This window comes from Saccharopolyspora kobensis (assembly GCF_900108315.1).
Lineage (GTDB): Bacteria > Actinomycetota > Actinomycetes > Mycobacteriales > Pseudonocardiaceae > Saccharopolyspora > Saccharopolyspora kobensis.
This window is the reverse complement of sequence record NZ_FNVB01000010.1, coordinates 120,949-133,002: the sequence shown is the minus strand read 5'-3', so window position 1 is coordinate 133,002 and position 12,054 is coordinate 120,949. Positions and strand designations below refer to the sequence as shown.

General features: G+C 70.4%; 11 protein-coding genes. 6 read left to right on the top strand and 5 right to left on the bottom strand.

Annotation, left to right across the window (positions count from 1 at the left end; translation table 11 throughout):
• Positions 1-57: 57 nt before the first annotated feature.
• Positions 58-852 carry an exodeoxyribonuclease III gene (locus tag C4T78_RS29905; protein WP_093352637.1) on the top strand — a complete coding sequence of 265 codons (795 nt, stop codon included), beginning with the start codon at positions 58-60 and terminating at the stop codon, positions 850-852.
• Between the two features lie 59 nt (positions 853-911).
• Here the strand turns inward: C4T78_RS29905 and C4T78_RS29900 are convergent, their stop codons facing one another.
• The 3 genes from C4T78_RS29900 to C4T78_RS29890 all read right to left on the bottom strand — a co-directional run bounded on the left by C4T78_RS29900 (position 912) and on the right by C4T78_RS29890 (position 2,724).
• A complete protein-coding gene (locus tag C4T78_RS29900) occupies positions 912-1,346 on the bottom strand; it encodes a YybH family protein (protein ID WP_235863536.1) in 435 nt (144 codons plus the stop codon).
• 205 nt (positions 1,347-1,551) lie between these two features.
• Positions 1,552-2,136, bottom strand: a complete 585-nt coding sequence (locus C4T78_RS29895) for a dihydrofolate reductase family protein (protein ID WP_093352642.1) — start codon at positions 2,134-2,136, stop codon at positions 1,552-1,554.
• Between the two features lie 12 nt (positions 2,137-2,148).
• Positions 2,149-2,724 (bottom strand): dihydrofolate reductase family protein, encoded by a 576-nt coding sequence (locus C4T78_RS29890; RefSeq protein WP_093352644.1) that lies wholly within the window; start codon positions 2,722-2,724, stop codon positions 2,149-2,151.
• Between the two features lie 89 nt (positions 2,725-2,813).
• Between C4T78_RS29890 and C4T78_RS29885 the strand changes: the two genes are divergently transcribed.
• On the top strand, positions 2,814-3,383 hold the full coding sequence (locus C4T78_RS29885; RefSeq protein ID WP_093352647.1) for a TetR/AcrR family transcriptional regulator: 570 nt from the start codon (positions 2,814-2,816) through the stop codon (positions 3,381-3,383).
• A 248-nt stretch (positions 3,384-3,631) separates the two neighbouring features.
• Here C4T78_RS29885 and C4T78_RS29880 read toward each other — a convergent pair whose 3' ends face one another.
• Together C4T78_RS29880 and C4T78_RS29875 are read right to left on the bottom strand one after the other, a co-directional pair.
• Positions 3,632-4,882 carry an NAD(P)/FAD-dependent oxidoreductase gene (locus C4T78_RS29880; RefSeq protein WP_093352650.1) on the bottom strand — a complete coding sequence of 417 codons (1,251 nt, stop codon included), beginning with the start codon at positions 4,880-4,882 and terminating at the stop codon, positions 3,632-3,634.
• A gap of 151 nt (positions 4,883-5,033) precedes the next feature.
• The gene (locus tag C4T78_RS29875) at positions 5,034-6,527 is read right to left on the bottom strand and encodes a S8 family peptidase (protein WP_235863537.1); all 1,494 of its coding nucleotides are present in this window, start codon (positions 6,525-6,527) and stop codon (positions 5,034-5,036) included.
• Between the two features lie 173 nt (positions 6,528-6,700).
• Between C4T78_RS29875 and C4T78_RS29870 the strand changes: the two genes are divergently transcribed.
• The 4 genes from C4T78_RS29870 to yhjD all read left to right on the top strand — a co-directional run bounded on the left by C4T78_RS29870 (position 6,701) and on the right by yhjD (position 12,023).
• A complete protein-coding gene (locus tag C4T78_RS29870; RefSeq protein WP_093352654.1) occupies positions 6,701-9,286 on the top strand; it encodes a bifunctional FO biosynthesis protein CofGH in 2,586 nt (861 codons plus the stop codon).
• Between the two features lie 346 nt (positions 9,287-9,632).
• Positions 9,633-9,857 (top strand): hypothetical protein, encoded by a 225-nt coding sequence (locus tag C4T78_RS29865; protein WP_093352657.1) that lies wholly within the window; start codon positions 9,633-9,635, stop codon positions 9,855-9,857.
• A gap of 49 nt (positions 9,858-9,906) precedes the next feature.
• Positions 9,907-10,944: a tryptophan--tRNA ligase gene (trpS, locus tag C4T78_RS29860; RefSeq protein ID WP_093352659.1), complete on the top strand. Its 1,038-nt coding sequence runs from the start codon at positions 9,907-9,909 to the stop codon at positions 10,942-10,944.
• A gap of 62 nt (positions 10,945-11,006) precedes the next feature.
• Positions 11,007-12,023, top strand: a complete 1,017-nt coding sequence (gene yhjD, locus C4T78_RS29855; protein WP_235863538.1) for an inner membrane protein YhjD — start codon at positions 11,007-11,009, stop codon at positions 12,021-12,023.
• Positions 12,024-12,054 lie beyond the last annotated feature (31 nt).

Genomic DNA, 12,054 nt, shown 5'->3' with positions numbered 1-12,054 from the left:
CGGGCGGGTGGTGACCGCGTGCGTGGATCGTCGGGGCCGGTGGTTACCCTCGCGGGCGTGCTGACTGTGTCGAGCGTGAACGTCAACGGCCTGCGCGCGGCCGCCAAGAAGGGTTTCGTGGAGTGGCTGGCTGCCACCGGCGCCGATGTCATCTGCATGCAGGAGACGCGCGCGGAGCCCGACCAGCTCACCTCCGCCGTCCGAGAACCCGAGGGCTGGCACGCGCTGCTCGCGCCGAGCTCCGCGAAGGGCCGTGCCGGGGTGGCGATCTACAGCCGGGCCGAGCCCGAGGCGGTGCGCATCGGTTTCGGCTCGGCGGAGTTCGACGAGAGCGGCCGGTACGCCGAGATCGACCTGCCGGGTCTGGTGATCGGCAGCCTGTACCTGCCCAGCGGCGAGGTCGGCACCGAGCGGCAGGACGAGAAGGAGCGCTTCATGAAGGAGTTCCGCCAGTACCTGGACGGACTCCGCGAGCGCGCCGCCGCCGGCGGTCGCGAGGTGCTGGTGTGCGGTGACTGGAACATCGCGCACCAGGAGATCGACCTGAAGAACTGGAAGGCCAACCGGAAGGAAGCGGGCTTCCTCCCGGAGGAGCGCGCCTGGTTGACCGACCTGTACGAGAGCGGCTACACCGACGTGGTCCGCCACCTGCACCCGGAGGGCCCCGGCCCGTACTCGTGGTGGTCCTACCGCGGCAAGGCCTTCGACAACGACTCCGGCTGGCGCATCGACCTCCACGTGGCCACCGAGGGCCTGCTGCGGTGCGCGACCGAGGCGGTGGTGGAGCGCGCCGCGACCTACGACCAGCGCTGGTCCGACCACGCCCCGGTCACCGTGACCTACCAGCTCTGATCGCGGTGCGCCCTTCGCTCGACGGCGGATGCTGAGATCCGCTGTCGAGCTGGGCCGGTTCAGGAGCGGGTGAGGGTGTTCTGGCGGGCTGCCACCCACCAGCGGCCCTGTTCTTTCACCAGGACGTAGAGGGCGATCATCGCGGGATCGACGTCGATGAGCTCGCCGTCGGCCGTGGTGGCCCGGGCGTGCTTGTGCGCGATGGCGACGTCCGGGCGCAGGAACGTGATGTCGCTGAGCTCGTACTTCGCGTACTCCTCGCGGAGGAACCCGGCCAGGCCCTTGCGGTTGGACTCCAGCAGCGCGTCCCAGCCGGAGATCTGCACGCCCATGGCGTTGACGACCGTGGCGTTGCGCGTGAAGTGCGCGGTCAGGAGGTCGGGATCGTTGGTGTTGAAGGCGGTTTCGGTATCGGCGATCACCTGCTCGATCGCGGCCACGTCCGGTTCGTGATCGGTGGCGGTGTCCTCGACGACGGGGTTCGGAATGCTCATGGCCATGAGCGTGCAACTTCGAGCAATGTCGAAGTCTCTGCGATGTGCGGCGGATCACCCCGGCGTCGAGGTCTCGCGCGCGTTGGTCGGCACGGTCTCCGGGAACGCGGCGAGCATGTGCGGCAAGTATTCGACTTGGATCACCGAGAGGTTGCCAGGACTGACCGCGGCTCTGCGGCGGTTGCTGTCAGCGTAGGCGGAGCTGTCAGCGCTTGGCGTAGGTCAGGTGGACGACTCCGCCGGGGATGCGTTCGGCGCTGGTCAGGTCGAACTGCTCGGGGCTGAATTCTCCGTCGAACAGGGCAATGCCGGCGCCGGCGACGACCGGGTTGAGCTTGATGATCAGCTCGTCGATCTCCGGGCGCAGGGCTGCCGCCAGCTTCGCGCCGCCGACCAGCCAGATCTTCTTGCCCGGCCGGGCCTTGAGCTCGCGGATCTTCTCGACCGGGTCCGTCGCGACCAGTTGGACTCCAGGATCCGGGCTCTCCGTCAGCGTTCGCGAGAACACGTAGTGCTCCAGGTGCGCGTAGGCGTTGGTGATGCCCGCCCGCAACCCGACCTCGTAGGACCTCCGCCCTTCGACGACGGTGTCGAAGTGCCGGTGCTCGGCCTCGGCGATGCCGAGGGCCTCGCGCGCGTGGGTCGGCACGATCTCCGGGAACGCGGCGAGCATGTGCGGCAGGTATTCCGGGGTGGGCGTCATGAGCCCGTTGCTGCTCTGGTCCGAGCGGTCGGGCGAGGCGATGAAGCCGTCGATGGTCGCCGCGGCCAGGTAGGTGAGCTTTCGCAAGGTCGTCTCCGTTCAGCGCTTGGTGTAGGTCAGGTAGATGACGCCGTTGCCGAAGACCCGGGTGTCGGCCAGGTCGAACTGCTCGGGGCTGAATTCGCCGTCGAACAACGGGATTCCGGCACCGGCGACGATCGGGTGGAGCTTGATGACCAGCTCGTCGATCTCCGGGCGCAGGGCTGCCGCGAGCTTCCCGCCGCCGCAGAGCCAGATGCCCATGCCGGCTTCCCGCTTGAGCTCGCGCACCTTCTCCAGCGGGTCGGTGGCGACGAATTCCACCGTGGGATCGGTGCTTTCGTCGACGGTGCGGGTGAACACGATGTTGCGCAGGTGCTGGTAGGCGTTCGTCATGCCGTCGCCCACGCCCATCTCCCAGGTGCCGCGTCCCTGCAGGACGGTGTCGAAGTGCTTGTTCGGCACGCCTTCGAGACCGAGCAGCGGGCGGAAGTGCGTCGGCATGATCTCCGGGTACTCCTCGCGGGTCGGTCGGGCGTGGTCGCCCTCGATCAGGAAGAAGTCCGGGTTGTCCCCGGCCGGTCCGGTGATGAAGCCGTCGATGGTCGAGGCGATCAGGTAGGTGAGCTTCCGCATGGATTCCTCCGGCGAACCACTGTGGCTGTAGTGCTTCAAATGTAGTACTCTGGATGTAGTGGTTGTCAAGCGGCATTTTCGGAGGAGTCATGGTCCAGAACACCGAACGGCGGATCGCGCTGGTCGACGCGGCGATCGAGGTGCTGGCGCGGGACGGCGCGCGCGGTCTGACCTTCCGCGCGGTGGATGCCGAAGCGGGCGTGCCGAAGGGCACCGCGTCGAACTACTTCGCCAACCGGGACGACCTGCTCAACCAGGTCGGCGCGCACATCCACCGGAAGCTGGCGCTCGACCCGGCGGAGCCGGCGGCGGCGCAGCTGCCGCCGTCGCGCGAACTCCTCACCGAGCTGATGCGCGCGCTCTACCGCCTCATCTCCGAGGACCGCACCGGCTGGCTGGCACTGCTGGAGCTCCGCCTGGAGGCCACCCGCCGACCGGAACTCCAAGCGGCGCTGACGAAAACCCTGCGCGAGAACCTGAGCCTCAACGTCGAGGGCCACCGCGAGTCCGGCATGCCCGGCGACGAGATGACCACGGTGCTGCTCTACTACGCGATGTCCGGCCTGATCCTGGAGCACCTGACGGTCCCCGAAGTCCTCTCCGGCTACGACGAGGACGCCCTGATCGAAACCTTCGTGACCCGCTCGCTCGGAACCTGATTCAAAGGTTCGGCACCTTCGGGCATTCGGTGCGGTCTCGCCTGCCTGCAACAGGTTTCGCGCTCGAAGCAGGTGGTTCGTCGCGGCGATCCCCACCTCGAACGCGTCCACCGACGGCTGCGCGTCGAGGTGTCGGGGCGACCAGTCGGCACACCTGGGCCCAGGAGTGCAGCGCCCAGCCATCGCCGGACACGGCTGACGGGAATCCTCCCGGCCGGCGACGGGCAGTTGCTCGGGCGGTTCCAGGGTCAGCGGGCGATGAGGTCGTTGAGCGGGGTGCCCGGGTCGGCGAGGGCTGCCGTGTCGACCGTGGTGCCCGAGGTGATCAGGGTTCTCAGCTGGTCCTGGACGTCCCAGACGTTCACGTTCATCCCGGCCACGACCCGGCCGCCGTTCAGCCAGAAGGCGATGAACTCGCGTGCCGCCACGTCGCCGCGGAAGACCACCTGCTCGTAGCCGCCCGGCTCGACGTGGCCGAGGAACTCCATGCCGATCCCACCCGCATCGGGGGCGTACTGGTCGGTGAAGAAGTAGGGGAGCTCCGAGTACTCCGCGTCGCGGCCCAGCATCGCGGCCGCCGCGGTCGCCGGCTGGTTCAGCGCGTTCGCCCAGTGCTCGACGCGGATCTGCTTGCCCAGCAGCGGGTTGAAGGCGTTGGCCACGTCACCCGCCGCCACGATGTTCGGGTCCGGGGTGCGCAGCGAGGCGTCCACCAGGATTCCGTTCTGTACCCGGAGACCGGCCTGCTGGGCGAGCTCGACGTCCGGCTCCACGCCCACCGCGACCAGCACCGCCGCTGCCGGGACCTCGGCGCCGTCGGTCAGCCGGACGCCGGTCGTGCGGCCGCCGCTGGTGCGGATCTCGTCGACCGCGGTGCCGAACCGGAACTCCACGCCGTGCGCCCGGTGCAGGTCGGCGAACACCTGCGCGACCTCGGGGCCGAGCACGCGCAGCAGCGGCAGTTCGGCCGTCTCGACGACCGTGACGGCCACCCCGGCGGTGCGGGCCGCGGCCGCGACCTCCAGGCCGATCCAGCCCGCGCCGACCACGACGAGCCGGTCGACCTCGGCGAGGGCCTGCTTGATCCGGTCGGAGTCCTCGACGCGCCGCAGGTGCAGCACGCCCTCGGCTTCGATGCCGGGCACCGGCAGCGACCGCGGGTGCGCTCCGGTGGTGATCATCAGCTTGTCGAAGTCGATCCGGGCGCCGTCGGCGAGCTCGACCTGCCGCAGCGACCGGTCGATCCGCCGCACCGACACCTGGAGCTGGAGGTCCACCCGGTTGTCGGCGTACCAGCCCTCGTCGTGCACGTAGGCCGCGTCGAATCCGGTGTTGCCCAGCAGGTAGTCCTTGGACAGCGGCGGCCGTTCGTAGGGCCGGTGCGGTTCGTCGCCGAGCAGCGCGATCCGCCCGTCGAACCCCAGCGCCCGCAACGCCTCGGCACCCTTGGCACCGGCCATCCCGGCGCCCACGATCACGAACCGCTCCGAATCCCCCACGACGACCTCGCTCCCACCGGTTCCGCGCTCCGGTCGAGCGTCCGTCCCCGGCTTCTCCCGGGCAACCTGGCGAAAAGCGCGGAGGGCACCTCCGCCCGGCCGGAACCGGTCGGAGATGCCCTCCGGCATCACCTGTTCGAGGGGACTCGGATCAGCGGACGGCGTCCAGGGCGTCGATCAGCCCGGCGCCGTAGAAGCCCGCTCCGCTCTTGCCACCGGTGCAGACCGCGTCCGGCTTGCCGTCGCCGTCCGGGTCGTAGTTCTGCGGGCACTCCAGCGCGTCCGCCTGGTTGGCCAGCGCGCCGATCACCTGCTGGCTGCTCCACTCCGGGTGGGCGCTGCGCAGCAGCGCGGCCACACCGGCCGCGTGCGGGCCCGCCATCGAGGTGCCCTGCATCCAGCCCCAGCCACCGCCGGGCACCGAGGACAGCACCCGGCCGTTCTTCGACGGGGTGTCCGGGATCTGGTTCTTGTCACCGCCCGGGGCGGTCACCGTGATGGAACCCATGCCGTAGTTGGAGTAGTACGACTTCACCGCGTCGACGCCCACCGCGGACACCGAGACCACGCCCGGCAGCTCGCCCGGCAGGATGCGGCAGTCGTGCCCGGTCTGGCGGTCCTGCGTCGGGCCGCCGTTGTTCGGGCTGTTGGTGTCGCGGATCGGCTTGGACAGGTCCCAGTTGCTGTTGCCCGCCGACGTCACGGTCAGGACGTCCTTGCTGTTGGCGTAGTCGACGGCGCGGCGCACCGCCTCCGCCGCGGCCCGCTGGTCCGGGTCGCTGTCGCACCACAGGTACCACGGGTCGACGAAGTAGGAGTTGTTGGTGACGTCGATGCCCTGCTCAGCGGCCCAGATGAAACCGCAGATCGCGTACTCGGGGTAGATGAACCCGTCGTCGTCGATGAGCCGCACCGAGGCCAGGTTGACCTCCGGGGCGACACCGGTGATGCCGACGCCGTTGCGCGCCGCGGCGATGGTGCCCGCCACGTGCGTGCCGTGGTCCTGCGTCGGGTCCTGCGGCTGCCAGGACTCCTGCCGGGTGTCCGGGACGCCCTGGTTGACGCAGCTCACCGACTTGGAGACGTCCAGGTTCGGGGCGAGGTCCGGGTGCGTCGGGTCGATGCCGAAGTCCAGCACGCCGACGGTGATGTCCTTGCTGCCCTGGGAGATCTGGTGGGCCTGGTCGGCCTTGATCTGCCGCATGTCCCACTGCTCGGGCTCCAGCGGCTCCTGCCCGGCGGCCTGCGCGGCGAACGCGGCGGCGTTGACGGTGCCCTCCAGCGTCTCCAGCCGCGTCGACTGCGCGGGCGGGAGCTGCTCGGCGAGGTTGCGGGTGTTGCCCGCCTGCTCGACCGCGGGCTGGCTGCGCACCTGGTCGGCGAAGCCGGGATCGGTGGAGGTCGCCACGACGACGCCGATCTGCGGCCAGCTCTGCACCACGGTGCCGCCGACGGCGCGGACCGAGTCCTCGGTCAGCTTCAGGCCGTCCCCGGTCGGTCCGAGCACGACGAAGTGCGCGGGCGCCGCGGTGCTCGCCGGCGCCGGTTCGGCGGTGCCGATGACACCGGCCGGCACCAGCAGAGCCAGTGCGAGGGCCGATCCGGCGATGCGCGCGGTTCTCCCCCTCATTCCTTTGCGTGACACGCGTCCCTCCTATGGAGACAGAGTGTGATCCACCCAGTGGTATTCGTCGGATTCTGCGCCTGATTTGGGGATGGCCGGTAGGGCGAAACGGAGTAATTCACTAGCCGAGAGTGAGCCGTGCGCCACGTCGTTGGTGGCTGCGTTCCCCGGTGCATCGGACTTAGAGTCGGCAGGTGTCGGTAGTAGATCTGCAACTCGCCCAGCCGGAACCAACCCCGAGCGCATCGGCCATGCGCCGAGCGCTCCGCCGGGCCACCGACGGTGTTTCGCTGGACGCCGCCGAAGCCGCCGTGCTGCTGCACGCTCGCGGCGATGACCTGGAGAAACTGCTGGCCGCCGCGGGCCGCGCGCGGGATGCGCACCTGGTCGCCGAGGGGCGGCCGGGCATCGTCACCCACGCCCGCAACGTGTTCATCCCGCTGACCCGGTTGTGCCGCGACCGCTGTCATTACTGCACGTTCGCCACCGTCCCGCACCGCGTCGAATCGGCGTTCCTGGAGCGCGAGGAGGTCGTGGAGATCGCCCGGCAGGGCGCCGCCGCCGGCTGCACCGAAGCGCTGTTCACATTGGGCGACCGGCCGGAGGAGCGCTGGTCGGCGGCCGCGGAGTGGCTGGAGGCGCGCGGCTACTCCTCCACTGTGGACTACGTGCGGTCCTGCGCGATCGCGGTGCTGGAGGAGACCGGGCTGCTGCCGCACCTGAACCCCGGCGTGCTCTCCTGGTCGGAGCTGACCAGGCTGAAGCCGGTCGCGGCGAGCATGGGCATGATGCTCGAGACCACCGCCGAGCGGTTGTGGCGGGACAGGGGCGGACCGCACTTCGGCAGCCCGGACAAGGAACCCGCGGTCCGGTTGCGCGCGCTGGAGGACGCCGGGCGCGTCGCGGTGCCGTTCACCAGCGGCATCCTCATCGGCATCGGGGAGAACCGCACCGAGCGCGCCGAGTCGCTGCTCGCGCTGCGCGGCATCGCCCGCCAGTACGGGCACCTGCAGGAAGTCATCGTGCAGAACTTCCGGGCCAAGCCGGACACCGCGATGCGCGACGTGCCCGACGCCGACCTGCACGACCTGGCCGCCACCGTCGCGGTCGCGCGGCTGCTGATGCCCTCCGGCGTCAGCGTCCAAGCGCCGCCGAACCTGGTCGGCGACCAGCAGCTGCTGATGCTGCGGGCCGGCATCGACGACTGGGGCGGGGTGTCCCCGGTGACCCCGGACCACGTCAGCCCCGAGCACCCCTGGCCCCGGCTGGACGAGCTGGCGGCGACCACCGCGGAGGCGGGCTTCGAGCTGCGCGAGCGCCTCACCGCCTACCCGCGCTACGTGCGGGCGGGGCTCGCGGGCGACAGCACGCAGTGGCTGGACCTGCGGGTGGCCGGGCACGTCGCGGCGCTGGCCGCCGCGGACGGCCTGGCTCGGCCGGACGCCGAGATCGCCGGCCGCGAGTGGCAGGAGCCGGACGGCGGGTTCGACTCCATCGGCCGCACCGACCTGCACCGAAGCATCGACACCACGGGCCGCACCGAGGACCGCCGCGGCGACTTCGACACCGTCTACGGCGACTGGGACGAGCTGCGCGCCCAAGTGCCCGCAGACGCTGCCCCGGAGCGCCTCGACGCCGACGTGCGCGCCGGGCTCCGGCTGGCCGCCTCCGACCCGGCCGCGCTGCTCGACCAAGCGCACCACGACGCGGCGATGGCCTTGCTGACCTGCGACGGAGCGGCGCTGGACGAGCTCGCCCGGATCGCCGACGAGCTGCGCGCGGAGGTCGTCGGCGACGACATCACCTACGTGGTCAACCGCAACATCAACTTCTCCAACATCTGCTACGTGGGCTGCCGGTTCTGCGCCTTCGCGCAGCGCGAGCGCGACGCGGACGCCTACCGGCTCTCGCCGGAGGAGGTCGCCGACCGCGCCGACGAGGCGTGGCGGGCCGGGGCGACCGAGATCTGCATGCAGGGCGGCATCGACCCGCGGCTGCCGGTGTCCGGCTACGCCGACCTGGTGCGCGCGATCAAGCAGCGGGTGCCGGAGATGCACGTGCACGCCTTCAGCCCGATGGAGATCGTCAGCGCCGCGGCCAAGGCCGGGGTGAGCATCGCGGACTGGCTGGCCGAGCTGAAGGAGGCCGGGCTGGGCAGCATCCCGGGCACCGCGGCGGAGATCCTCGACGACGAGGTGCGCTGGGTGCTGACCAAGGGCAAGCTGCCCGCCGCCGAGTGGGTCGAGGTCATCAGCACCGCGCACCGGCTGGGCATCCCGTCCTCGTCGACGATGATGTACGGCCACGTCGACACGCCCGAGCACTGGCTGGGCCACTTCCGGACGCTCGCCGGGGTGCAGGACACCGCCGCCGAGCACGGCAACGCGGGGCTCACCGAGTTCGTGCCGCTGCCGTTCGTGCACCGCAACGCGCCGATCTACCTCGCCGGGCTCGCCCGGCCGGGTCCCACGAACAGGGACAACCGCGCGGTGCACGCGATGGCGCGCGTGCTGCTGCACGGCCGCATCGACAACGTCCAGTGCTCCTGGGTCAAGCTCGGCGACACCGGGACGACCGAGGTGCTGCACGGCGGCGCCAACGACGTCGGCGGCACCCTGATGGAGGAGACCATCAGCCGGATGGCGGGCTCCGAGCACGGTTCGGAGCGCAGCGTCGAGGAGCTGCACGAGCTGGCCGCGAGGGCGGGCCGCCCGGCGCGCCAGCGGACCACCACCTACGGCCGTCCGGGCCGGGTGCAGCTGGGCGTCAGCCCGGCATGAACACCACGCAACTTCCATTGAAATCTCACGTGAGATTTCAATGGAAGTTGCGTGTACTCGGCACCGGACCCGAAAGTGTGTGTCTTAAGTCACACTCGTCACTGGATCGGGTTGCCGGTCGAGCGGCTGATCCGGCCGCTGGCCTGCGTAGTTCTACCTAGGGCAGACCCGAATTCGCGTGCGTCCAGGCGGAAAATATGATCATTCCGTCGTGGTCGGGACACGCAAAGCGACCACGCGCGTAACGGTCGACCGGTACGGTCCGCCACCAGACTCGGACGAATGCTGACCCGAACGGGTCAACTGTCGTTAGGGAGACGCGCTCGTGCGTAGCCGAATATCTCGCGTGGTCACGCGAGTCTCCGCGCTCGGAGCCGCTGTCGCAGCGGCGTCGCTGACGACCGCGACGGCGGCCACCGCCGAACCGCTGGCGCTGACCGTGCGCGGACCGCTGGACTCGCTGGCCACTCCGGTCGGCCTCACCGCGGTCGGGCTCGGCGTGGTCGGCATGGTCGCGGGGGCCTTCCGGAAGAAGAAGGTCCAGCCCGAGAACCAGCGCAAGACCTCCTGACCCGGAGGTCGCTCCGACGGGTGCGGCGGCACTTGCGAGAATCAGCTGCGTGAGCAGCGACACCGCACCTCAGAACAGCCAGTCCGCGGCTCGGCCGCGCGTGTTGTCCGGCATCCAGCCGACCGCCGACTCGTTCCACCTCGGCAACTACCTGGGCGCCCTGCGGGAGTGGGTCGCCATGCAGGACGAGCACGACGCCTTCTACTGCGTCGTCGACCTGCACGCCATCACCGTCGAGCAGGATCCGGCGCAGCTGCGCCAGCGCACCCGGCTGTCCGCCGCCCAGCTGCTCGCCCTCGGCATCGACCCGGACCGCTCCACGCTGTTCGTGCAGAGCCACGTCCCGGAGCACGCCCAGCTCAGCTGGGTGCTGGAGTGCCAGACCGGCTTCGGCGAGGCCGGCCGGATGACCCAGTTCAAGGACAAGTCCGCGCGGCAGGAGGCCGAGCACGTCAGCGTCGGGCTGTTCACCTACCCGGTCCTGCAGGCCGCGGACATCCTGCTCTACCAGGCCGACGCGGTCCCGGTCGGCGAGGACCAGCGGCAGCACCTGGAGCTGACCCGCAACCTGGCGCAGCGGTTCAACTCCCGCTACGGCGCCACCTTCACCGTCCCGGCCGCGCACATCCCCAAGGGCACCGCGAAGATCTACGACCTGCAGGACCCGACCGCCAAGATGAGCAAGTCGGTCCCGGCGGGCGTGGTCGAGCTGATGGAGACGCCGAAGCGCTCGGCGAAGAAGATCCGCTCCGCGGTCACCGACCTGGAGCGCGAGATCCGCTACGACGTGGACAACAAGCCCGGCATCAGCAACCTGCTGGTGATCTACTCGGCGCTGACCGACCGCAGCATCCCGGAGCTGGAAGCGGCTTACGAGGGCAAGGGCTACGGCGACCTGAAGAAGGACCTCGGCGAGGTCGTGGTCGAGTTCGCGACGCCGTTCCAGGAGAAGGTCCACGGCTACCTCGACGACCCGGCGGAGCTGGACAAGGTGCTGCACCGCGGCGCCGAGCGGGCCCGCCAGGTGGCGAGCGAGACGCTGCGCACCGTGTTCGATCGGGTCGGCTTCCTGCCGCCGATGGGCTGAGCTGATCATCCGCGGGTAGCCTGCAGCCGTTCGGGGGAAGCCGTTGCGGCTGGAGGTGCACCGTGGCCGGGCAGCAGGACGAGAAGCCGGGACGGATGGCGGTGCTGCGTCGCAAGCACCCGTGGCTGGACCGGCTGATCCGCGCGTTCGAGCGGTACCAGAAGCAGTACGGCGACTACTACGCCGCGGCGATCACCTACTTCAGCGTGCTCGCGCTGGTCCCGCTGCTGATGATCGCCTTCGCGGTCGCCGGTTTCGTGCTGGCCGGCAACCCCGAGCTGCTCGGGCGGCTGCAGGACTCGATCACCTCGGCGGTGCCCAGCCCGGCGATGAGCCAGATGCTGACCGGCGTCGTCGACCAGGCGATCCGGCAGGCGGGCGCGGTCGGGGTGATCGGTCTGCTCACCGCGCTGTACTCCGGCCTGGGCTGGATGACGAACCTGCGCGAGGCGCTGACCGCGCAGTGGACCCAGGTCCCGGACCAGCAGCCGATGCTGCGCCGGATGGTCTCCGACCTGCTGTCCCTGATCGGCCTCGGCGCGGCGATGGCGCTCTCGTTCGGGATCAGCGCGCTCGGCGGCGTCGGGCTGCGGCTGTTCGAGCTGGTCGGGATCCAGCACACCACGGCGGCGGTGTACTCGCTCCGGGCGCTGACCACCGTGCTGTCGCTGACGGCGAGCTGGCTGGTGTTCCTGTGGGTGCTGGCGAGGCTGCCGCGCAAGCCGGTCACGCTGCGCACGGCGGTGTGGGGCGCGCTGTTCGCCGCGATCGGTTTCGAGATCCTCAAGCAGGTCGCGGTGATCTACCTGAACAGCGTGACCAGCTCGCCGGCCGGAGCGGCGTTCGGCCCGATCCTCGGTCTGCTGGTCTTCGCGAACCTGACCTCGCGGTTCATCCTGTTCGTCACGGCCTGGACGGCGTCGGCCCCGGAGAACATGGAGACCGTGCCGACGCCCCCGCCGGGCCCGGCGATCATCCGCCCGGTGGTCCAGGTCCGCCGAGGCGTCGGCGCACGGGCCACGGCGAGCCTGGTCAGCCTGGGAGCGGTCGCCGGCTGGTCGCTGCGCCGACGCCGCTGACGGTTCGAGGACCGTGAGCGTTTCGGGGTGC